This is a genomic window from Streptomyces lasiicapitis, assembly GCF_014646335.1.
GTDB lineage: Bacteria > Actinomycetota > Actinomycetes > Streptomycetales > Streptomycetaceae > Streptomyces > Streptomyces lasiicapitis.
Genome location: NZ_BMNG01000005.1, coordinates 167936 through 190156, shown reverse-complemented (window position 1 = coordinate 190156; position 22221 = coordinate 167936). Strand labels below are relative to the sequence as shown.

General features: G+C 71.3%; 19 protein-coding genes and 1 pseudogene. 5 read left to right on the top strand and 15 right to left on the bottom strand.

Translation table 11 applies throughout. The annotated features are described in order from the left end of the window. Positions 1 to 47: 47 nt before the first annotated feature. Positions 48 to 476: a pyridoxamine 5'-phosphate oxidase family protein gene (locus IEY91_RS12435; protein ID WP_164322672.1), complete on the top strand. Its 429-nt coding sequence runs from the start codon at positions 48 to 50 to the stop codon at positions 474 to 476. Here IEY91_RS12435 and IEY91_RS12430 read toward each other — a convergent pair. From IEY91_RS12430 to IEY91_RS12420, 3 genes are all read right to left on the bottom strand, one after another. Next, positions 424 to 1128, bottom strand: coding sequence for a hypothetical protein (locus IEY91_RS12430; protein ID WP_189174000.1), 705 nt, complete (start codon positions 1126 to 1128; stop codon positions 424 to 426). The two genes, IEY91_RS12435 and IEY91_RS12430, sit on opposite strands and share 53 nt — an antisense overlap. 90 nt (positions 1129 to 1218) lie before the next feature. Beyond that, positions 1219 to 2811, bottom strand: coding sequence for an outer membrane protein assembly factor BamB family protein (locus IEY91_RS12425; protein WP_268240864.1), 1593 nt, complete (start codon positions 2809 to 2811; stop codon positions 1219 to 1221). Positions 2812 to 2887: 76 nt separating this feature from the next. Beyond that, a complete protein-coding gene (locus IEY91_RS12420; protein WP_189173999.1) occupies positions 2888 to 4495 on the bottom strand; it encodes an outer membrane protein assembly factor BamB family protein in 1608 nt (535 codons plus the stop codon). 89 nt (positions 4496 to 4584) lie between these two features. Between IEY91_RS12420 and IEY91_RS12415 the strand changes: the two genes are divergently transcribed. Further along, positions 4585 to 5181 (top strand): TetR/AcrR family transcriptional regulator, encoded by a 597-nt coding sequence (locus tag IEY91_RS12415; protein WP_189173998.1) that lies wholly within the window; start codon positions 4585 to 4587, stop codon positions 5179 to 5181. Positions 5182 to 5190: 9 nt separating this feature from the next. Here IEY91_RS12415 and IEY91_RS12410 read toward each other — a convergent pair whose 3' ends face one another. From IEY91_RS12410 to IEY91_RS12385, 6 genes and pseudogenes are all read right to left on the bottom strand, one after another. After that, positions 5191 to 5562 carry a helix-turn-helix domain-containing protein gene (locus tag IEY91_RS12410; protein ID WP_189173997.1) on the bottom strand — a complete coding sequence of 124 codons (372 nt, stop codon included), beginning with the start codon at positions 5560 to 5562 and terminating at the stop codon, positions 5191 to 5193. A gap of 273 nt (positions 5563 to 5835) precedes the next feature. Further along, positions 5836 to 6138: pseudogene (locus IEY91_RS12405) on the bottom strand (SCO5918 family protein); the annotation flags it as partial. A 171-nt stretch (positions 6139 to 6309) separates the two neighbouring features. Beyond that, complete coding sequence (locus IEY91_RS12400; RefSeq protein ID WP_189173996.1) at positions 6310 to 7812, bottom strand: DEAD/DEAH box helicase; 1503 nt, start codon at positions 7810 to 7812, stop codon at positions 6310 to 6312. A 196-nt stretch (positions 7813 to 8008) separates the two neighbouring features. Beyond that, positions 8009 to 8215, bottom strand: coding sequence for a cold-shock protein (locus IEY91_RS12395; protein ID WP_164322658.1), 207 nt, complete (start codon positions 8213 to 8215; stop codon positions 8009 to 8011). A 240-nt stretch (positions 8216 to 8455) separates the two neighbouring features. Next, positions 8456 to 9016 carry a tellurite resistance TerB family protein gene (locus tag IEY91_RS12390; RefSeq protein ID WP_189173995.1) on the bottom strand — a complete coding sequence of 187 codons (561 nt, stop codon included), beginning with the start codon at positions 9014 to 9016 and terminating at the stop codon, positions 8456 to 8458. A 117-nt stretch (positions 9017 to 9133) separates the two neighbouring features. Continuing rightward, entirely contained in the window at positions 9134 to 10039 is a 906-nt protein-coding gene (locus IEY91_RS12385) for a DUF4394 domain-containing protein (RefSeq protein WP_189173994.1), read from the bottom strand. A 231-nt stretch (positions 10040 to 10270) separates the two neighbouring features. Here IEY91_RS12385 and IEY91_RS12380 point away from each other — a divergent pair, with 231 nt between their 5' ends. Further along, positions 10271 to 11542, top strand: coding sequence for a helix-turn-helix domain-containing protein (locus tag IEY91_RS12380; protein WP_189173993.1), 1272 nt, complete (start codon positions 10271 to 10273; stop codon positions 11540 to 11542). Between the two features lie 78 nt (positions 11543 to 11620). On the opposite strand, the gene IEY91_RS12375 is transcribed toward IEY91_RS12380, so the two are convergent. After that, the gene (locus IEY91_RS12375) at positions 11621 to 12109 is read right to left on the bottom strand and encodes a hypothetical protein (RefSeq protein WP_189173992.1); all 489 of its coding nucleotides are present in this window, start codon (positions 12107 to 12109) and stop codon (positions 11621 to 11623) included. Positions 12110 to 12386: 277 nt separating this feature from the next. On the opposite strand from IEY91_RS12375, the gene IEY91_RS12370 reads away from it, so the two are divergent. Further along, positions 12387 to 16421, top strand: coding sequence for an nSTAND1 domain-containing NTPase (locus tag IEY91_RS12370; RefSeq protein ID WP_189173991.1), 4035 nt, complete (start codon positions 12387 to 12389; stop codon positions 16419 to 16421). Here the strand turns inward: IEY91_RS12370 and IEY91_RS12365 are convergent. The 3 genes from IEY91_RS12365 to phoA form a co-directional block, all read right to left on the bottom strand. Next, positions 16403 to 17911, bottom strand: a complete 1509-nt coding sequence (locus tag IEY91_RS12365) for a condensation domain-containing protein (RefSeq protein WP_229696902.1) — start codon at positions 17909 to 17911, stop codon at positions 16403 to 16405. The genes IEY91_RS12370 and IEY91_RS12365 overlap by 19 nt on opposite strands. A gap of 406 nt (positions 17912 to 18317) precedes the next feature. Then, positions 18318 to 18521 carry a hypothetical protein gene (locus tag IEY91_RS12360; protein WP_189173990.1) on the bottom strand — a complete coding sequence of 68 codons (204 nt, stop codon included), beginning with the start codon at positions 18519 to 18521 and terminating at the stop codon, positions 18318 to 18320. Between the two features lie 213 nt (positions 18522 to 18734). Next, positions 18735 to 20114 carry an alkaline phosphatase gene (gene phoA / locus IEY91_RS12355; protein WP_189173989.1) on the bottom strand — a complete coding sequence of 460 codons (1380 nt, stop codon included), beginning with the start codon at positions 20112 to 20114 and terminating at the stop codon, positions 18735 to 18737. A 191-nt stretch (positions 20115 to 20305) separates the two neighbouring features. Here phoA and IEY91_RS12350 point away from each other — a divergent pair, with 191 nt between their 5' ends. Beyond that, on the top strand, positions 20306 to 20707 hold the full coding sequence (locus IEY91_RS12350) for a GNAT family N-acetyltransferase (protein WP_229696901.1): 402 nt from the start codon (positions 20306 to 20308) through the stop codon (positions 20705 to 20707). Between the two features lie 15 nt (positions 20708 to 20722). Here the strand turns inward: IEY91_RS12350 and IEY91_RS12345 are convergent, their stop codons facing one another. Further along, positions 20723 to 21133, bottom strand: a complete 411-nt coding sequence (locus IEY91_RS12345) for an SCO4402 family protein (protein WP_189173987.1) — start codon at positions 21131 to 21133, stop codon at positions 20723 to 20725. 167 nt (positions 21134 to 21300) lie between these two features. After that, a complete protein-coding gene (locus tag IEY91_RS12340) occupies positions 21301 to 22074 on the bottom strand; it encodes a polysaccharide deacetylase family protein (RefSeq protein ID WP_164322645.1) in 774 nt (257 codons plus the stop codon). Positions 22075 to 22221: the final 147 nt, after the last annotated feature.

Here is a 22221-nt window from a genome sequence, read left to right as displayed (position 1 = left end):
TGCGACGTACGCACGCGACGTACTCATGCGAAGTGAAGGAGACCGACATGGCTCTCACCCGTGAAGAGCGCGAACAGTTCCTGGCCGAGCCGCACATCGCGGCGCTCGCGGTGAACTCGGGGCAGGACGACCGGGCGCCGCTGACCGTCCCCATCTGGTACCAGTACGAGCCCGGCGGCGACGTGTGGATCATGACGGGGCGGGACTCGCGCAAGGGCCGCCTGATCGCCGCCGCGGGCCGCTTCTCGCTGATGGTCGAGCGCCTCGATCCGACGATCCGGTACGTCGCCGTCGAGGGCCCCGTCGTCGCCACGGAGCCCGCGACCCGCGAGCTGCTGCACGAGATCTCCGCCCGCTACCTTCCGGCCGAGAAGGTCGACGGGTACGTCGAGATGGCGTGGAAGGAGCACGGCGAGCAGGTGGTCATCCGGCTCCGTCCGGAGCGCTGGGTGTCGTCGGACCTCGGGGCGCTCTGAGCTCGCCGGGCCTGCGCCGCTCCTGCACCAGGGCCACGGCGGCGACAAGCACGAAGGCGACGATGTGCTCGCGCCCGGCCAGGTTCGGCTTCAGGAACGAGCCCACGACGGTCGGGACGACGGTCACCAGGCACAGGACCGGCGCCCGCAGCCGTACCGACAGATAGGTGAAGAGGCCGAGCACGGCCGCGGACGCCCCGGTGTCCACGTCGTGCGCGTACGCGGCCGGCACCCCCGCGAAGTGGTCGGGCCCGATGGCCACCATGACCCGCGCGCTGAGGGTGCCGGCCAGCGTCGCCGCGTACCCGACGAGAACCGTCCGCTTCCAGCCGAGCAGCAACTGGGCGAGACCGAGCGACAGGATCAGGCGCGGAAGGCCGCCCCACGGCAGCTGGTCCCGCGTCGGCACGAGCACCGAGACGGGCGTGCGAAGGAGCGAGACCCACAGCGGCTGATCGGCGCGGACCTCGCCGACAAGGCGCACGTACCGGTCGGTGGCCGCCAGCTCCTGGAGCCCGTGCAGACCGATCATGGCGACGCTCGCCGCCACCGCGAGCGCGACCCCGGCCAGGCGCCGCGCCCGCAGCTCCCGCCAGGAGGCGAGCGCCACCGTCTGCCACTCCGCGCGCAGCACGCTCTGTACGCCGAGCATCGGCCGACCATCCCTTTTTCCCCGGTTTTCCGGGCTTTCCCCGGTTTTCCCCGGGACAAGGCTAGATCACGGGTGCGAGCAGCTCGACGCCTACTTGGCGGCGAATCCGTACACCATCACCGGCTTCGGGCCCTTGCTGCTCGGCCGGGAGATCAGGTCGGTGCTGAGGTACAGGTTGCCGTTGGTGTAGAGCAGCTCGGACCGCAGGGCGGGCACCCCGCCGGGCCGGGCGCCGGCGTCGAGGAGCGTGGTCTGCTTCCGCGTCCTGCCGTTGACGGAGACCACTTGCGTGAACGGGGAGCTCTTGTAGACGAGGAGGTTCCCGCCGTCCATGCGGATGGGGAAGACGGGGTGGTTGTCGCCGCCTTCGAGCCGCTCGCCGGTGGGCTTCCCGGTGGCGAGGGAGAACGACACGATGTCGTTCGTCGACGTGTACTCCTTCGCGCCCTCGCGCCTCGCGGTCGGGACGTACAGCTTGCCGTTGCCGGCCACGATGCCCCGGCAGTCCTGGATGATCGACTGGGTGCCGCAGGCGTGCATGTACTTGCCCTCGGTGAGCGCGATCTTCGCGCGCAGCCTGCCGCGCTCGTCGAGCGAGAAGGCCTCCGTCGCGCCGGACGCGGAGATCTCCCCGGCGTCCAGGGCGAACACCACCGGCCTGCTGGAGACGACGCTCGGCTTCTTGACGCCCGCGGGCAGCTTGTACGTCCACTTCGGCTTGCCCGAGGCCTCGAGCGCCTGCACCTCGTACCGCTCGGAGCCGATCTCTCCGCACGCGCGGACCGCGACGAGCTGATCGCCGCCGCCGTAGCCGAGGTCCGCGCACTTCTCGCCCGTCTTCGGCTTCCACAGGAGCTTGCCGGTGCGCAGGTCGAAGGCCGCGCCGCCGTAGATGCCGCCGGCGGCGACCGTGTCACCGCTGATGGTGACCTGGTTGAACGCCGTCTTCTCCTTCTGGTAGCCGACGTTGACCGACTTGGTCCACAGCTTCTTGCCGTTGTCGACGTCGAAGGCCATGACCTCGGTGCAGGGCATGCGGTACTCGTTCTCGTCGGTCCGCTTCTCCTGGACGACCACGACGGCGATGTTGCCCTTGCCCAGGTCAGGGGAGCCCGCGCAGGACATGCCGTGCTTCGGCAGCTTCCACACGTCCTTGCCGGTGGCGGGGTCCATGCCGGTGATCCGGTCGACGGAGGCCTTCGCGTACACCTTGTCGGTCAGCCAGGAGCCCTTCACCTCCCAGGTGCTGAACTCGCCCTTGGGCAGGTCGGGTTGCGGCGCGGAACCCTTGAAGAAGGCCTTGGGGTTGGTCGGCACCCGCTCCCGGGGCTTCTCGTACGCGGGTCCGGCGCCGTCGTCGCTCGGTTTGGCCGCGGTCTTGTCCTTGTCCTTGCCGTCGTCCCCCTGCGTGGCGGCGTACCAGACACCGCCGCCGACTATCAGGCCGATGGCCAGCACGGCGGAGGTGATGATCGCGAGACGGCCCCGGGAGCCTCCGGACCTACCGCCCGGGGGCGGCGTGGGCGCCGACAGGTGGGGCCCCGGCGGCTGCGAAGGCCCGTAGCCGCCGGGCGGCGGGGCGACGGGCGGCCCGAAACCGGCCGGATGGCTGGGCGGGGGCGGGCCGAAGGAGCCCGGAGGAGTCTGCTCGGGCGGGGGCGGCGGTGAGGACGGGTGGGTCATCGTGGCTCCATGAAGGGGACGCGAGGGGTTGCGGGGACTGTCGGCACCGTGGGCGGGACGGCTCGTGGGCGGATCGTCACCGCCCGTACGAGAGCATCCGCCCCTTCTGCGCGTCCCGGCTTGTGCCGACGGCGTTGCCGTCCATGCGGGAGTGGGCGACGTAGAACCGCCCGTCGGCGTACAGCGTGTGCCCGGCGAACATGTAGGTCTCGATCTTCCGGGCGGCCGAGGTGTGCCGAAGGAGCACGTCCGGCTTGCCGCCGCGGGGGCCGAACCGAAGGGTCCGCCCGTTCCCCGTCTCGCCCTTGGGCTTCGCGTACACGACCACACCGGGCCGGTCGTCACCGCTCACGGACACCGGCAGGAGCTGCCGCCCGGGGTACGAAGCGGTCCACTTGACCTTCCCGTTGCGCAGGTCGAACGCGGTGATCTTGTTGGGCCCGAGGATGTCCTTGGGCCTGCTCGCGAGGTAGAAGGTGTCGCCGTCGCTGTCGGCGATGCCGCCGGGGCAGTTCTGCGTGCCTTCGCCGGAGTCCCCGGACTCGTTGCACATCCCGAACTCGGTCTTGCCGTCGCGGGGTTCGAACCAGGAGCGCTGGCGGCCCCGTTCGTCGATGGCGACGACGGCCCAGTCGTCGACGCCGCCGCGGCTGCGCAGGGCCAAGACGATCGGATCCACGGAGTAGACCTTGTCGATCGACCACTTCTTCTTGGTCTTGTACGTCCACTCGACCTTGCCGGTACGGGGATCGACCTTGCGGAGACGTCCGCTCTGGTCGGACGTCGCGGGGGCGCAGATCTGCGTCTGGAGCAGCTTGCTGCCGCCCGCGACCCCCGTCAGGAGGCAGCCTCCGTCAGGGTTCTGTTTGGTGGTGAACAGGCGCTTGCCGTCGCGGACGCGGTAGGCGTGGGCGGTGGAGTCCTGGTCGACCACGACGGTGGAGCCGGAGATCGAGACGTGCGTCATGGTCGTGCCGTCGGACAGGTCGTGCTCGACGAGCTGCTTGTGCCAGCCCTTCTTGCCGGTCTTCAGGTCGATCATCTGGAGCTGGTTGCACTTCTTGCTGCTCTGGGACTTGCTCACCGTGTAGGCCACGACGACCTTGCCGTCGGACGAGGGATTCACGGGGGTGTCGCACAGCTCTCCGGGCAGCCGCACCGCCCACGCCTTGGTGCCGTCGGCGGATTTCCACGCGGTGACCTCGTTGTACATCCCCTGGGCGACGATGCCGCCCCAGCGCCACAGGTCCTGCACGGTGGTGCCCTTGCCGGGCAGCTTCACGTCATTGGCGGCGAGCCAGGCCTTGGCCTCGCCGGGCTTGCGTCCGGCGTTGACGTCGACGACACCGCCGTCGTCGTCCTTGCCCTCGCCGTCGGCCTCGGGAGACTTCCGTCCGGCGTCCGCCGAATCCCGTTCCTCCTGCGACCCCTTGGACGCCGCCGCCGCGGGCTCGCGGGAACCACCGTCCCCTCCGTCCCCGTCTCCCCGCGTGACGAAGAAGACCCCGGCACCGACGACCGCCAGGGCGAGGACCCCGGCACCGATGGCGAGCGCGCGGGTGCGGGAGGTGCTCCCCGTGGGGGCCGGGGGCTCGGGCTGGGCGTAGGGGTTCCCGGGCAGGGGCGTGTGCACGGGCTGCTGTGGGGGCTGCTGCGGCTCCGGCCGGGACTCGTGACTGACCATGGCAGAGAGTGTGTCCCAGGGAGCCGCTCTTTTAGAGACTTTTTCTAGAAAAAGTCTCTGCTGCTGGGTCCTGGACTACGCTGTTCCGCATGGCGCCCAAGCAGCAGCGTGGCGAGGCCACCGTCGATTTGCTCCTGGACACGGCTCTGCGGGTGTACGCCGATTCGGGCCGCCCCGGCTTCACGGTCAACGCGGTGACGGCGGCGAGCGGAGTCAGCTTCGGCAGCCTGTACCACCACTTCGGCAGCTTCGACGGCCTCGCGGCGGCGCTGTACATCCGCTGTTCGGACCAGCTCTGCGACCGGGTGGTGCCCGAGGTGATCCGCTCCCGCACGGCCCGCACCGGCACCCGTGCCCTGGTCCGGACCTACCTGGACTTCACCCGCCAACACCGCGACGTGGCCCTCTTCCTGCACGCCAGTGTCCACTCCCGCTATCTCGCGAACCACGCCCAGGAGGTCATGACCGCCAAGGAGGCGGCGTTCGCCCCCATCGCGGCCTGGCTGCACGGCCGCATCGCCGCCGGTGAAATGGCCCCGCTCCCCGCCCACTTGATCGAGATCCTCGTCATGGGCCCGGTCGTGGAGGTTGCCCAGCGCTGGCTGTCGACGGCGTACGAGGTCGACCTGGACGAGGCGGTCCGTGTCCTGCCGGACCGGATCTGGCGGTCGCTGCGCGCGGACTAGCGGTCGCCTTCAGGGGACCGGGGACTGGCCGTTGCCGTTGCTGCTCTTCTTCTCTCCCGCCGATCCTCCCGCCGCCCGCCGGTACTCCGCGTTGATCCGCTGGGCCTCTTCGAGCTGGTCCTCGAGGATCACGATGCGGCAGGCCGCCTCGATCGGGGTGCCCTTGTCCACGAGCTCGCGGGCGCGGGCGGCGATCCGCAGCTGGTAGCGGGAGTACCTCCGGTGTCCGCCCTCCGACCGGAGGGGCGTGATCAGGCGTGCCTCGCCGATGGCCCGGAGGAAACCCGGGGTGGTGCCGAGCATCTCTGCGGCCCGGCCCATCGTGTACGCGGGGTAGTCGTCGTCGTCCAGACGACCACTGAGCGGGATATCTGCTGTCATGTCACCTCGTTGTGCAACGCGTCGAAGGGCCCCGATGCCGTACGGCACCTGGGCCCCGGGGGAAATTCAACACCATGGGGCGCCCCCGCCGCCGCGCCGCAACGAACGAGGGGCCCTGCCGATGTCTCTCGGCAGGGCCCCTCGTCCGTACGTGGTGTCGGCTTTCGCCGCGTCTCACCCTTCCAGCGGGTCGATGCCGCCCAGGGGCGCGGAGCCGCCCAGCGGGGCCTGGGGACCGCCCAGAGGGGCGGAAGGGCCGCCGAGGGGCGCCGAGGGGCCACCGAGCATCGCGGACGCGGCCTGGACGGGCGGCAACGCGGCCTCGGGCGCCGCCGTCTCCTGCCCGCTGCGGCAGGTGAAGCCGAGGCGGGTCATGGCGCGGGTGACCTCACCGCTGGTGAAGTCGCGGCGGTCCTGCCGGGTGATGACCGCGCCGACCTGCTTGGCCGGGTAGTTGCGACGGCCGATGATCACGTACTCGCCGCCCGTGACGGGCTCGGGCACGACGTCCTTCATCGTGGCCAGTACTTCGGCCTTGGAGAGGTCGAACGGGAACCTGGCGATGACGCAGCGCATGATGCCTCACAGAGTCGAGGAGGGGTGCTGAACGGAGCACTGGGCCGACGCCGTTGGGGGTGGCGCGTGCCCGGTTCTGGCGGTCTTGGTGGAGGACCCTTATGCAGACCTTAGGCCCTCGGCCGGGCCGGGGGCTGCCCGGTCGGGCTTCCGACCGCCCCCGGCCGGCGCTCAGGCCTTCGGCTTGGCGGTCCGCCCCTGGCCGCCGCGGCCCCGCCGCCCGCGCTGCGAGGAGGAGGCCCCGCGCTTGGGTCGTTCGGCGGCCGGCGCGCGGATCACGACCGGCACGCCCGAGGGCGCCTGCGCTCCGGTGATCCGGGTCAACTCGGCCTCGCCGGACCGTACTTCGGTGGTCTGCGCGGACACGCCCGCGTCCGCCATCAGCCTGCTCATCGCGCGCCGCTGGTCGGGCGTCACCAGGGTCACGACGCTGCCGGACTCGCCCGCGCGGGCGGTGCGGCCGCCGCGGTGCAGGTAGTCCTTGGGGTCGGTGGGCGGGTCCACGTTCACGACCAGGTCGAGCTGGTCGACGTGGATGCCGCGCGCGGCGACATTGGTGGCCACGAGCACGCTCACGTGCCCGTCCTTGAACTGCGCCAGGGTCCGGGTGCGCTGCGGCTGGGACTTGCCGCCGTGCAGCGCGGCCGCGCGGACACCGCTGGTCAGCAGGTGCTTGGTGAGCAGGTCCACCGCGTGCTTGGTGTCCAGGAACATGATCACCCGGCCCTCACGGGCGGCGATTTCGGTGGTGGTGCGGTGTTTGTCCGCGGTGCGTACGTGGAGTACGTGGTGCTCCATCGTCGTGACCGCGCCCGCCGACGGGTCGACGGAGTGCACCACCGGGTCGGTCAGGTAGCGCCGGACCAGGAGGTCGACGTTGCGGTCCAGGGTGGCCGAGAACAGCATCCGCTGGCCGCCGGAGCGCACCTGGTCGAGCAGCGTGACGACCTGGGGCATGAAGCCCATGTCGGCCATCTGGTCGGCCTCGTCGAGGACGGTGATGTCGACCTGGTTCAGCCTGCAGTCGCCGCGTTCGATGAGGTCCTTGAGCCGTCCCGGCGTCGCCACGACGACCTCGGCGCCGCCGCGCAGCGCGCCGGCCTGCCGGGCGATCGACATGCCGCCGACCACGGTGGCCACCCGCAGCTTCACGGAGCGTGCGTAGGGCGTGAGCGCGTCGGTGACCTGCTGGGCGAGCTCGCGGGTCGGTACGAGGACCAGGGCGAGCGGCTGGCGGGGCTCGGCACGGCGGCCGGTGAGCCGGGTGAGCAGGGCGAGGCCGAACGCGAGGGTCTTGCCGGAGCCGGTGCGGCCGCGGCCGAGGGCGTCGCGGCCCGCGATGGTGTTCGGCAGGGTCGCGGCCTGGATCGGGAAGGGCACGGTCACGCCCTCCTGGCCGAGGGCGGCGAGCAGCTCCGCGGGCATGGCGAGCTCGGCGAACGTCTCGACGGCGGGCAGCGCGGGGGTGATGGTCTTCGGCAGGGCGAACTCGCCCTGCGGGGCGCTCGGTCGGCGGCCGTAGCCGCCGCCCCGGGAGCCGTTGCCGCGAGCCGGGGCGCCCGAGCGGCCGGAGGCCGGGGCGCCGAAACGGCGGCCGCCCCTGCCGGAGCCGGCGTTACCGGCGCCGCGGGTGCGGGCATAGCGATCGCGGTCATTTGTGCGTGCGCGGTTCAACGGGGAACCTTCCTTGACGTGGCACGTACCAAGGAATTCCCGCAGAAGATGAACAGCGCAGAGAATTGCAAGAACGAGCCGGGGGTGATGCAGGGGTGAAACGGGGCCTTTTCAGGTGGACCCCGGAAAACGCAGCGAGCTGGGGCCCGCACCCCAAGGTGCGGGCCCCAGCTGCGAAGTATGAATCGCTGTCGCGTTACGACTGGGGAACGATGTTCTCCGCCGTCGGGCCCTTCTGGCCCTGCGCGATGTCGAAGGTCACCTTCTGGCCCTCGAGCAGCTCACGGAAGCCCTGGGTGGCGATGTTCGAGTAGTGGGCGAAGACGTCCGGGCCGCCGCCGTCCTGCTCGATGAAGCCGAAGCCCTTTTCCGCGTTGAACCACTTCACGGTACCAGCAGCCATTTTTTTCTCCTTCGGGACGGTGCTCGGAGTCCACCCTGTGCGGACCCCGTGTCGCCGTGATGATTACCCTCGGAAGAGAACAACCTTTTTGGGAACCACGACTGCAACTACCCTCGACAGTAGCACGGCGCGATCGTCGGGACGTGATAAGTGAATTTACGCTCACTGTCCGGTCGCTGTCGGGCGAGGAAACTTCATCGCGCCTCGGACCAAATTCTCATGTCCCGACGACAGATATTTTCAGAGGCCGAACTCCTGCGGGGACACCCCGAGGGCGGCGCAGGCCTCGCGAAGGACCTGCTCCTCGGCCGGCGCGACATAGCCGTCCGCGCCGGCGACGACGAAGCCGGTCTGCACGACCGCCCGCGCCTCCGTCGGCTTCTTCGCGGCCTTGGCGATCTCCTGCATCACGCCGGCCTTGCCCTGCTGGAAGTTGAAGGAGAGCTGGTCGACGTGCTTGTTGAAGCGCTGGCGCAGCTGCTCCGGCGGGAAGTTCTGCAGGACGTCGTTCTGCAGGATCAGGGATTCCACGTGCTGGCGCTCCGCCGGGTCGACGGTGCCGTCGGCGGCCGCGACCAGGGCGCACATGGCCATGCTCGCGTCCCGGTACGAACCGCTCTTCAGCTCGGTCTTCAAAGACGTGAGCTGGGTCTTGAGCATGCTCACGAGCTGGGCCTTCGAGCCCTTCGACCCCGACCCGGGCCGGCTGTGCCCACCGGCCCCGTGCCCGCCGGAGCCGTGCCCCTGCTGCCCCTGCTGGAGACCCTTGGCCTGGTCCTTGATCCGATCCCACATCGCCATGCGTGCCACCTCGGCTTCTGCCCATGTCGTTCCGGTCACCCGCACAGGAACCGCGGGTCTACCTGCCAACGCCTTCCCGCTCCCCGAAGTTCCAGGCCTGTGGTCTCGTACGCGGGCTCAGCTTCCGGTGAGGCTGATGGCCAGGTCCGTGATGTCGAGGGGGAACTGGCCGACGGAGGTGGCCTCGCCGGTGAGGAGGTTGACGGTGTAGAGGGACGAGGTGCTCGCGCCGGACGGGATGAGCGTGGCGAAGGCGGCGTTGTCCTTCGTCTTGCCGCCCGACAGCGTGGAGTAGATGTCCAGGCCCGCGTTGGGGCCCGCGTTCAGGCCGAGGGCGCCGGTCGGGGCGAGGGTGCCGTTGTTGGCAGGGGACTGGATGACGACCTGGTCGGTGGTGGTGTTGATGTCGAACAGCGTGGTCGCGGTGGCCGCGTTCAGGTCGTTGTTCGTGTAGGCGGCCGCGGTGACGCCCCGGGTCAGGCCGGCCGGCGGGGTGGTCAGGTTGGGGTCCTCGATCGTGGTGTCGTCATTGAGGTTGTGCCGCAGGTTCTGCCCGTTGTCGCTGATCACGCGGAGGCGGTCGGCTGCCGGGTTGAAGTCGACGCCGAAGTTCGTTCCGTACAGCGCGACTTCCAGCTGGGAGACCTTGGCGAGGGTCGGTTCCGGGACCGCCGGAGGGGTCTTGATCGTATAGATCCCGCCCTTGTCGCCGAGGCCGTACAGCAGTCCGTCCTGGACCCGGAAGTCGATCCCGACCAGCTTCTGGTCGCCGGTCAGGCCGGTGACAGCCCTGACCCAGTCGAGCTGCTGCGGCTTGTCGGTGGTGAAGGTGGCCATCAGGGTGCCGTTGCCGGTGATGCCGAAGGCGCGCAGGCTGGGGGCGGCGGCGTCGGCCTGGGCGGGTGCGGGCTTTTCGGGTGGGGGCGCGGCCGAGCTGCCGCCCGGCGCCGTCACCAGGAGTGCCGCCGATACGGACATGACGGCGACCGCCGCCGCGCTTCTCCTTTTGATTTCCGCTCTCATCGGAGTTTCCCTCCCTTGGGCTTGCTGCTCGGGACTTGGGACATTTGCATTAGTCCCATGCCGCCGCGGCCCCCACAACAGGATCGAACGACAAGAGCTGCTCGTTCCGGAAACTTTGCGCACGATGACAAAAGTGGCGATGGTATGGCCTTCATCGATTCACGCGAAGTGATAAACCCCGTCCGGTTTTCATCTGTCGATCAATTCTGCCGGAATGGCATGCTCCCGCGCATGGGCAGCCTCTTCGAGGAACTGGCCCGGCGGGCGTCGGCCAGTGCCCGCCGGGAGGTGGAGGCGTACGTACGCGAGATCCCGGAGTTCGCCCGCCTGGACGCGGACCCCCGGACCAGGGCCGAGACGCTGGAGTACGCCGTGTGGCTGCGCCGCCGCACGATCGAACTCTCCCCGCACGGCGGCGAGTTGACGGAAGCCGACCTCGGCTTCATCGCGTCGATGGGCGAGTCGCGGGCCGGTACGGGACTGTCCCTGGAATCACGGCAGCGGATCCTGCGCCTGCACACCGCCCTCATGCTGCGCGAGATCAACGAGGCGACCGACGCCCAGCGCGGCGGCGGCGCCGACGAACTCCTGCGGATGATGGGCTGGTTCGCCCCGCAGGGCGAGCGCGGGATCGGCGCGTACTGCGCGGGATTCGCCACGGGGCTGCGGCGCCGCCTTCCGTACGGGGAGCAGGTCGCGCTCCTTGCCAGGTCGCTGCTCGCCGGGGACCCCGTGGCGGTGGAGCTCGGGCGGGGGATGGGCATGGAGGTGCCCGAGTGGTGGGTGGTGACGGTGATCCGGGTGCCGGAGTGCGGGGCGGCCGGGGAGCGTGATCTGGGGGGTGAGGTCGAGGCGCTGGTGAAGACGTATCAGGTGCCGGTGGTGTGGTGCGGGGTGGAGGGCGGCGGGGGTGGGGAGCTGATCGCTGTGGTTCCGGTGGGTTCGGTGGAGGGGGGTGGGTCGCCCGTCTCGCCTGTCCCGCCTGCCTCGGCCTCCTTGACCTCCTTGTCCGGCCCTGTGCCCGGCTCTGTGCCCGACCTCGTCTGCGATCTCGTACGTGACTTCGCCGGCGCCCTCGGCCGCCCCTGCGCCGCCGGGGCGGCCACCGCGTCCCGGTCCGACCTTGCCGACGCCCTCGACCGGGCCCGGCGGATCAGCAGGGCCGCCCCGCTGCGGCGGGCGCCCGCGTGGCCGGGCCCGCACACCCTGGCCGACGTCTTCGTCGAGCTCGCGGTGGCGGACGTCCCGCCCGCCGACGACTGGCTCCACACGGTGGCCCGCCGACTCGACCCGGGCCCTGACCTCCTCGCCACCCTCGACGCGTACTACCGCCACGACATGAACCGCGCGAACGCGGCGGCAGCCCTGAACGTGCACCCCCGCACCCTGGACTACCGCCTCCGTCGCGTTCGCGAACTCACGGGCATCGCGCCCGCGTCGACGCACGGCGTGCGCGTGCTCAGTTCGGTGGTGACGCGCCGCCTGTCGGGGGCGTGGAACTGAGCACGCCGGGCGGGGGTGCGGGCCTTCGCCGACCCCCGTCCGGCGAGGGCCCACGCCCAGCTCTGGTCCGACGCGGGGTCAGAACCGCCAGGCGCGGCAGTTGATCAGCTTCTTGCTGTTCTTGTGGCGGTCGCAGGCGTACGCGGTGACGTTCGCCTTGTTCTTGAAGCTCCACGACTTGCTGCCGTTGACCACGGCCACCCGGTTCTTCACGGTCCGCCAGCCGCCGCCGACGAAGTCGTCGTACTTGAGCGCGAGGACGGCCTGATACTTGTCGCCGGGATTGCGGTCCCGCGCCGTGGCGCCCGAGAACTTGCCGTCGTAGAACGGACGGCCCGCGGTGTCCTTGCCCGCGTACCAGTACTGGTACGTCCCGCTGATCCTGGCGTTGCCGGTGCTGGACGCGCCGTGGAAGCCGATGGGCGCGGCGCTCGCCGAGCGCGTCCCCGTGTCGTCAGCCCCCGCGGACGGCGCCCCGCCGAGCAACAGCCCCGCGAACGCCCCGGCGACGCCGATGCCCGTGACCGCCCTGCGCGGGCGGGTCCCCCGAATCGTGGTCGCAGACATGTCTCATCCCTCCCTGCCGCGGGCCGACCCCCGCGGGGAGGTCTGGGAAACCCGCGGAACGACGGTGCGACCGGGCCGCGCGGAGGCGGGCCGCGGTCGTGCCGACGACGAAGAGTCCACAGCGTGCGGCGTTGTTCAGCACCCCGTTCCGGTGCCGCTGAACAATCCCGGTGCGCACCGCCGGGCCCCGGGCATTCCTTGCCGGGCCGGTCGGCGGCTCGTAGGTTTGGCCGGGCTGATCAACGGGGCTACGGGGATACGGGGGACGGGGACCAGGGTGGGGCGTCGGGAGAAGCCGCTCGATCCGACGGACGGGCCGGCGGCTCGGTTCGCGGCGGAGCTGCGCAAGCTGCGGCAGGAGGCGGGTGCCCCGTCGTACCGGGTGATGGCGCGGCAGGCGTCGTACTCGGTGACGGCTCTGTCGCAGGCCGCCGCGGGGGAGAGGCTGCCGTCGCTCGCGGTGGTACGCGCGTACGCCGAGGCCTGCGGGGCCGACCCGGAGGAGTGGGAGCGGCGCCTGCGCGAGGCGGTGCGGGAGCAGGACGAGGAGCCGCCCGCCGACACCGAGGACGACGCGGCGCGGTCGCCGTACCGGGGCCTCGCGCGCTACGAGCCCGACGACGAGGGCCTGTTCTTCGGCCGCGAGCGGCTGACCGACGACCTGCTGCGGCGCGTCACCGAGCGCCGCTTCACCGTGGTCTTCGGCCCGTCCGGCAGCGGCAAGTCCTCGCTGCTGCGCGCGGGGCTCATACCCCGCCTGCGCCGCTCCGACGACGCGCCTTCCGAGGGCATACGTCCCGAGGGCATACGTCCCGAGGGCGTACGTCCCGAGGGCGTACGCTCCGCCGCCATCCGGATCCTCACCCCCGGCGAACACCCTTCGCGTACGCACACGCACGTGTTCACGCCCGCCGCGCGGGACGGCGACACCTGGCTGATCGTGGACCAGTTCGAGGAAGTCTTCACGCTGTGCCGCGACCCGCGGGAGCGCGCGGAGTTCATCGACGCGCTCCTGGCCGCGCGGAATCCCGAAAGCCGACTGCGTGTCGTGCTCGGCGTGCGCGCCGACTTCTACGGCCGCTGCGCCGAACACCGCGAGCTGGCCGACACGTTGTCCGACGCCGGTCTCCTCGTCACCGCCATGTCGGACGCCGAACTGCGGCAGGCCGTCGTGCGACCCGCCCAGACCGCGGGCCTCCTCGTGGAACGCGAGCTGACCGCACGCCTCGTGAAGGAGGCGGGCAGCGAACCCGGCGCGCTCCCCCTGCTGTCGCACGCGCTGCGCGAGACCTGGCGGCGCAGACGCGGCAGGACCCTTTCCCTCCAGACGTACGAAGCCACCGGGGGCGTGCACGGCGCCATCGCCCGCACCGCCGAGGACGTACACACCCGGCTCTCCGACGACCGCAAGGAACTGGCCCGCCTCATCCTGCTGCGCCTGATCGCCCCCGGCGAGGGCGCGCAGGACACCCGGCGCCCGATCCGCCGCGCGGAACTCGACTTCGGCGACCGCGACGAAGTCGACGCCGTGGTCGACGAGTTGGCACGCGCCCGGCTCATCACCCTCGACGACGACACCGTCGACCTCGCCCACGAGGCCCTCATCACCTCCTGGCCCCGGCTCGGCGCCTGGGTGGACGCCCACCGCGACCGGCTGCGCGCCCACCGCCACCTCACCGAGGCTGCGCACATCTGGCGGGAACTCGCCGACGACCGCGGGGCGTTGTACCGGGGTACGCGGCTGACCACCGCGGACGAACACTTCACGGACACCGGCACCAATCCCGGAACCAGCACCGACTCCAGCCCCGGGACCGCCGACCTCACCCCCCTCGAACGGGACTTCCTCACCGCCAGCCGCCGGTCCCGCACCCGCGCCCGGCGCCGCCGCCACGCCCTGACCGGCGCCCTCTCCGTCCTCGTGGTGCTCGCGGTGGTGGCGGGCGCGATGGCGTGGCGGGAGAGCCGCACGAGCGAGCGCCGGCACGTCGAGGCGGAGGCCCGCCGCATCGCCGCGGCCGCCGCCACCATGCGCGACCACGACCCGGTCACCTCGATGCGGCTGAGCGTCGCCGCCTGGCGCCTCGCGCGGTCCACCGAGACCCGCGCGGCGCTCGTGGGCGCCATGGCGCAGGCCGAGGTGTCGTCCTTCACCCGCCCCGGCGCCGAATCCGAGGCCGTGGCGACGGAGTTGACCGCCGACGGCCGCACGCTCGTCGCGGTGGGAGCGCAGCGCGTCCGCACCTGGGACATGCGCGGCCGCGAGCCCGCGGCGCGTACGTATCCGGGGCTCGGCAAGCTCGTCACGGACAGGCCGGACGTCACGATGAGCCCGGACGGCCGGATCCTCGCCGTGCAGCGGGACGACCGCACGGTCCTGTGGGACGTCCATGCCGGACGCGTGCTCAGCCGCCTGCCCGTGACCGCACCGGACGGCCTGGCCTTCTCGGCGGACGGCAGGCGGGTGGCGCTGGACGAGATGTGGGGACCGGACGGCGCGGACGGCCCGCCCGAGTCGGACACCACCGCCACCAAGCTCTTCGACGTACGCAGTGGCCGCACCCTGCTCAGCATGAGGAAACGGCAGCCGGACGAGTCGCAGACCGTGGCGCTGAGCGCGGACGACCGCCACCTCGCCAGATGCGGCGAGGAAGGCCCCGTGGAGCTCTGGGACATTGCCAAACGCTCCCGGATCACGCGCCCCTGGATGGCCCTGGCGAAGAACAAGAAGCTGCTCGACTGCGACGACGCCACCTTCGTCTTCACGCCGGACGGCCGTCACCTGGCGCGCGCCGGCGAACGCGAGATCCGCCGCTGGGACCTGCGCACCGGCCGGCAGGCGCCACGCGTGGCGAGCGAGGGCATGGAGGACGTCCGCTTCAGCGCGGACGCGAGGTTCGCGGTGGCCGCCACGCGGGACGGGATCGAGCTGTGGCGCCTCGCCGCACCGGACGCGCCCGTCTTCCGCCACACCACCGCGGGCAGCGCGTCCCTGGGCTTCGAACTCGACCTCGACGCGGGCGCCGTCCGCTACTTCAACGAGTCGAGGGCGGTCGTGCACTCGCTGAGCGTGCGGGCCGCGACCCGTGCGGCATGGCGCGAGGACTACTTCTCCGAGGGGAAGTCGACCCCGGACGGCCGCACCCAGGCCGTCGTACGCCACACGGACACGGATACAAGTGGAGGCAGAGAGCTGCGGCTGATCGACACCCTGACCGGCCGGACCGTCTTCAAGCCGCCGGTGGAGCCCTGCCCCAGGGCCACCGAGGAGCCGCCCTCGCCCGGCGGTCCCGTCGACCCCGGCGACATGGAATCTGATTCCGTCGAGTCCAGCGGGGAGTCCGGCGAACTCAGCACCGACACGGACGAGTCGGGCGAGCTCGTCGCCGAGCCGCAGCAGGCCGAAGAGCAGTCCGACGAGTGCTCCGACGCCATGGCGTTCAGCGCCGACGGCGCGTACTTCGCCTACGGGCAGGCGCAGACCATGATGAGCAGCGACTCGCCACAGCGGGCGCGGGTCACCGTCTGGGACGTCAGGGCCCGCCGCCCGCACGCGGTGGTCGACGTGGGCGTCGACGACATGGGCATGAGCGGCATGGACGACATCGTGCTCAGCGCCGACGGCGGCCGCCTGTTCGTGTCCCGCACCACGATGGGCGAGTCCACCGAGGTGTGGGACATCGGTTCCGGACGCCGGCCCAAGAAGGTCAGGACGCTGCCCGGCATCTCCGGCGTCGGGCTCGCGCTACGCCCGGACTCGGCCCTGCTCGCCTCCGGGAACGCGATCGCCGACCTCCGCTCGGGCAAGACCGTCGCCAAGTCGCTGAGCGGCACCGTCGCGGGCGAGCTGGCGTTCAGCCCCGGCGGGCAGTACCTCGCCGCCGGGGACGACTACGGCCGGGTGACCGTCTGGGACGGCGCCGGACGCAGGCGCCTCGCCGTGCTCACCGCCGCGGACGCCGACGCCGCGCCCGCGCCCGAGGACGACCTGGTCAGCGCGCTCGCCTTCTCCCCGGACAACGACACGCTCGCCGTCGCCACCCACTCCGGCACCGTCCGGCTGTGGGACGTGCCGTCCAGCCGCCCGCTCGGCTCGCCCCTGCCCACGCCCGGCGACTCGATCACGTCGCTGGCCTTCAGTGCCGACGGCAAGACGCTGTACGCGGGCGGCGCCCATGTCCCCACGCAGAAGTACGCGCTCGACCCCGAGCACCTGGTGGCCGCGGTGTGCGACCGCACGGGTGGCTCGGGTCTGTCCCGGGAGGAGTGGCGTACGTATCTGCCGGACCTCCCCTACCGCACCACCTGCTGACCGGGCACGCGGCCCGACTGACCCGACCGACCCGACTGTCCCATCTGGCCCGTCTGACTCATCTGACCCGGCACCCGGCCCACCGCACCCACGGCGCCCGCCGTAGACGCCCCCGACCGCCCCACCCCCACAACCCGCTCCCGCAGCAACTCCATGCACACCCGCATGTTCTTGTACGCCTGATCCGTGTCCGGGTGGCGGCAGGCGAACTGCAGGCCCTCCTGGATCCGGGTGACCCACGCGCACACCTGGTCGCCGTACGACACCCGGATGAGGCCGTACGCCTTCAGGTCCTGCCAGCGCTCGGAGCCGGCGATGCCGCGGGAGTCGACGTACGACACGATCGAGTACAGGTCGGGCGAGGTCGGCCGGAAGTCGTTGCCCAGGAGCGCGAGCACGCGGGCGATGGGCATGCGGGACAGCGGGCGGGCCTCGCGCAGCGCGGCGCGGACCATGCGGAGCACGGAGTCGAAGTCGGTCGTCCGGGCCACGGGGATCTCGATGGGCGCGCCGCCCACGTACCAGCCGACCGAGTCCGCCCACCGGGACTTGATCCGGGTGTGGAAGGGCACGACCGTGCGGTACACCTCCAGGCCGCTGATCTCGCGGGCGGCGAGGGCGACGGCCGCGACGATGCCGACGAGGCTGCCGCCGTAGGGGCGGCAGTGCGCCTCGAAGGCCGCGGCGTCCGCGTCGTCCACCAGCATCTCGTGCAGGAACTTCTGCTCGGGCAGCGGGCCTTCGGGGTCGAGGCCGAGGTCGACGGGGAAGTTCGGCAGCTTCCCGTCGCAGCGCTGGATGAACTCCCGCCAGCGGGCGACGATGTCGTGCGTGTCGTCGATGAGGTCGGCGTCGGTGCGTTCGCTCGCGCAGAAGTCCACGTAGCTGGCGACGGGCTCCGCGGCGACGGTCCGCCCTTCGAGTCCGGCCGCGTACAGCTCGTGGATCTCGTCGGTGATGCGGCAGAGGGAGTACGAGTCGACGTTGCTGTGGTCGAACGCCGCGTAGACGCTGGTGCCGTCGTCCCTGACGACGGCGGTGAAGAGGAAGTTGGGCCAGGTCAGCGCGTCCGCGGCGACGTCGAAGCGGTCCCGCAGGTAGCGGGTGAGCGCCGCTGCGTCCGTGAACTCGCCGACGTCCTCGCGGTGCAGCGCGACGTCGTCGGCCGTCAGCGTGAAGCGCCGCATCTCGTCGTCGGCCCACCGGAACCCGCTGCGCAGCGTCTCGTGCCGCAGCATCCAGGTCTGCAGCGCGCCCTGGAGCACGTCGAGATCGACCGGCCCGGGCATGTCGAAGGCGGTGCCGAGCCACGTCGGTACGAAGAGTCCGTCCTCGCGCACGGTGCGCGCGGTGCGGATATGGGACTCCTGTACGTACGCGGGTGGGCGGGCGTCGTCCGGCAGGGCCTCGGCGGCCGTGACGGTGGTGGGGTGGAGCGTCCATTCCACGAGGCGCCCGGGGCGGATCTCGCAGCGCTCGATGTCGGTCATGCGCACGGGGGTTCTCCCTTCACCTGCCCACGGGAGGCCACCGCCGGCAGCGCTGTCGATCCCTGCCCCCACCCGCCTCTTGGGCCCGGCCTGGCTCACCGCACGAGCAGATCAACGATCGGAGATCCACGAAGCAACGCCGCCGCTCGGGCAACGAGGACGGAGCCTACGGGCACAGCAGCCTCACGTCAGCACTGCCGTCTCGGCAGGCACTGGTCTTCGGCCACACTCAACTGGCGGTGCTGTGCGGAAGGTTGGGGCACAGGCCGGGGGTCGACGGGCGCCGCAAACGGCTCGGGCGAATGGCTGGGGCAGCCCTCCCCGTGAGTTTTTAGGCAGCCCCCCCTCGTGAGTTTTGGGGCAGCCCCCCCCCGTGAGTTTGGGGCAGTCTCCTCCGTGAGCGCTGTCAGCCCACGTTGCGTATGAGCCACTCGTCCGCGTTGTACGCGTCCCGAGCCGGGTCCGGCGCGACAGCCGGACGCTCCTCGACCGTGTCCTCGGGCCGCACCCGCTCCGGCAGCTTCCCGAACCGCGCCTGCCGTGCGGCGTCCTGCGCACCGTCCGAGCCTGCTTCCGCGGCGCTGACCTGGGCCTTCTCCTCGTGCGTCATCTCGCCATCCTCTGCCTGGTGGTGACCGGGACCTCGCCAAGGGCGTCACAGGGGCAACGGTGGGGTGCGCACGGGTATTCCGGCCGGGTGGCCGCGTCTCGGCTGACGGACGTACCTCGGCAGCCGCCTGCCCGGCAGGCAGGCGGCCAAGAAGCAGAGCGTGCGCGTGTGTGTCAGCACGTGTGTCGGCACGTGTGTGTCGGCACGTGTGTGTCAGCGCAGACGCAATGCCTCACGCACCGTCGTGAACAGGTCCGTCTGGTTGGTGACGCCGAGGACGCGGTACGCCTGCGGGCCCTGGGCCGCGATGCGGACCTGGGTGCCGGTGTGCTCCTGGGACTGGCCCGGGGTGTTGGTCGAGTAGTTGACCTTCAGCTGCTGGCCCTCGTTGGTGACGAGGGTGGAGGACAGGCCGGGGGGCTGGGCCTCCAGGGGGACGATCTGGCTGGTGTGGGCGTGGTCGGCGGTGGTGACGACCAGGGTGTCCGGGTGCTTGGCGGCGTAGTCGCGGGCGACCTTCACGGCGCGGTCGAAGGCGGCGGTCTCGCCGATCTGGCCGCACGGGTCGGCCGCGTGGTCCTGCTTGTCGATCGAGGCGCCCTCGATCTGCAGGAAGAAGCCCTGCTTGCTCTTCGCGGACTTCTGCTTGGCCTCGAGGAGCTTGATCGCCTTGCTCGCCTGGTCCTGCAGCGCGGGCGTGCCGGCCGGGCGGTTCGGGTTGGAGGTGGTGCAGCGCTGCGGGTCCGTGCCGCCCTTCGCGGCGGGCTTGCCGGTCCACTCGACGGCGACGTTGCCGGGCGCGAAGAGCCCGAGGACGGGCTTGCCGCCCTTGACGGACTTGACCTTCTTCAACTCGCGGTCATTGGTGACGACTTGGTAGCCGAGCCGCTTCGCCTGCTCGGTGACCGTACGACCCTTGTGCTTGCCGTCGGTGACCTTCTGGTCGAAGCGCTGCTTGCCGCCGCCGAGGAGGACGTCGACCTTGTGGTTCACGCTCTGCTCGGCGATCGAGCCGGGCCCGCCCTTGGCGATGGTGTCCGCCGGGCACTTGGCCATGTCCGCCGGGCCCTGGCAGCTGCGGTCGGTGGCGTGCGCGGCGAGGACGGCCGGGGTCGCGTCGGTGAGCTCGGCGGTGGTGACCGAGCCGGTCGCGTACCCGTTCTTCTTCGCCAGCTCCAGGATCGTCGGTACGGCCTTGTCGGTACCCGGCGTCTTCGAGATGCGGCCGTTGACCGTCTTCACGCCCGTGGCCCAGGCGGAGCCGCTCGCGGCGGAGTCGGTGACGTAGTCGGGCGAGCCGTCCTTGTGCACCGCGTACGTCGTGTACGCGCCCGTCAGCGGCAGCTTGTCCATGTTCAGGCGCCCGTTCGCGCCCACCGTGTAGTCCCGGGCGAGCGTGATCTCGGAGTCCCCCATGCCGTCGCCGATGAGCAGGATGACGTTCTTCGCCTTCCCGCCCTTGATGGCCCGCTGGGCCTGGTCCTTGGTGTCGGACGCCCCCGCCGACGCGGTGAGGGTCACGGCCACCGCGGTGGCGGCGGCCACGGAACCGGCAGCTATCAGGTGACGACGGGACAGACGCGGTCCGGCCATGAAGAACTCCTCGAAACGTGCTTTGTTACGTCCTTGTACGGTGCAGCCACTTCACCAGCGTGAGGTGAATGGGACGGGACGGGTGGGTGCCGTCGGGGTGTCTTGGGGGAGGCGTGATGCGCCTGAGCGGCGGGCGGGCCTGTTGTGGGGCCACGACGGATCTTCGCTCGCGTCGGGTCTACGCTCACGTCGTGGCGACTACGCATACGTACGAATGGCGAGGCGACTTCGACAACACGGCGGTCAACGCGCTCCACGCGGAGGGCTTCGGCCATCGGCCGCTGGACATCGACTGGCTCGGCCAGGCACGCCGCCACAGCCTCGGCTGGGTCTGCGCCCGCAGCGACGGCGACCTCGTCGGATTCGTGAACGTGGCGTGGGACGGCGGCGTCCACGCGTTCATCCTGGACACGGTGGTCGCGGCCACCCATCGCCGCACCGGGGTGGGCGCCGCTCTCGTCGCCGAGGCCGCCCGAGGCGCCCGCGCGGCCGGCTGCGAATGGCTGCACGTCGACTTCGACGACGAGCTGCGGCCGTTCTACTTCGAGGCGTGCGGGTTCAGGCCGACACCGGCGGGCCTCATCGCGCTCTGAGCACGGGGTGTGGCCCTAACCCTTGGGGAACCGCGGTGCGGCGGCCGATGCCTCGGGCTCGTGCAGCGCGACGAGTTCGCTCAGATCGTTCGCGACCATGACCTGTGCGAGGCGTCCGGCGATGGTCACCACGTCCGGCCACGCGCTCGTGGCGAGGTACTCCTCGTCGGTGTCGCCGGGCGCGTCGGCCATCGCGGCGTCGAGTGCGGCGCCGAGCTGCCGCATGAGTTCGACCTCTTCCTGTGTCCTCAGGCTGATGCCGAGGTAGCGCTCCGGATCGTCGGCATCGCAGAAGTCGTCGAAGAGCGTGTGGAAGACGTGGTCCAGGTTCTCGAACACCGACGGGTCCAGCCACACGTCGCGCTGCCACGGCGGGTTGGCCAAGGCCAGCACCGCCGGGACGAGGTTGACGCGAAAGTTCGCCATGCGCTGCCTGTCACCCCCGCTCACGGGTCCGAGGGTAGCGGCCCCCGCGGGGAAGCCCTTTTGGCGGCCGTCTCCATCTCCACCTCGGCGCACCCACCCACCCATCCGGGCAGCGGAAAACCCCCGGGCCCACGACCCGGGGGTTGCACGGCGAGGGAGGCCGGGGCTCAGCGCACCGGGAAGCCGAAGGTGTAGCCCTGCTGCTTCATCCAGGGCAGGAGGCGGCGCAGGGCCTCGACGGTCTGGGCGCGGTCGCCGCCCGCGTCGTGGAAGAGGACGGTCGGGCCGTTGGGCAACTCCCGCTGGACGGTGGCGACCATGGCGTCCGCACCGGGGCGTTCGAAGTCCTTGCTGTCGACGTTCCAGCCCAGCGGGCGCATGCCGCGGGAGGCGGCGAGCTTGCGGCTGTCGGGGGTGAAGGCGCCGCCGGGCGCGCGGTAGTACATGGGCCGTACGCCCCCGGAGGCCTTGGTGATCATGCGTTCGGCGTCGAGGATCTGCTGGGACTGGTAGGTCCCGGATTCCTTGTCCATGGCGGTGTTGTGCGAGACCGAGTGGTCGCAGAGCCGGTGCCCGGCGGCGACCACCTTCTTCACGAGGTCGGGGTGGGCCTGCGCCTGCGTACCGACCATGCAGAACGTGGCCTTCACGTCGTACTGCCGCAGCAGGTCGAGCATTTGAGGGGTCCACTTGGGGTCGGGGCCGTCGTCGATGGTGATGTTGACGCCGCGCTTGCCCGCGTCGGAGGCGTGCGCGATGGTCGCGGAGACCGGCTTGACGTCACTGCCGGGCTTGGCCGGCGCGTCCGCCTGCGGCGCCGATTCGTCCGCGGCACCGGCCTGCGCGGTCCACACCGAAGCACCGGTGGCGAGCATCATCACCCCGAGCGCCGCCCCGACGACCTTGCCGTACCAGCCCCGCCCGCCGCCATGCCGTGCCATGTCCGCCCCTCTCCACACAGTCCCCGCCGATCTCCGGCCGCCTCCCGACCACCCCGCAGGACGAGCCCCGGGGGCTCGGGGATCCCTCCGTTACCGATCACGGACAATTCCGGGAGAGATCGCGGACAACTCCCGGCGATCGGCGGC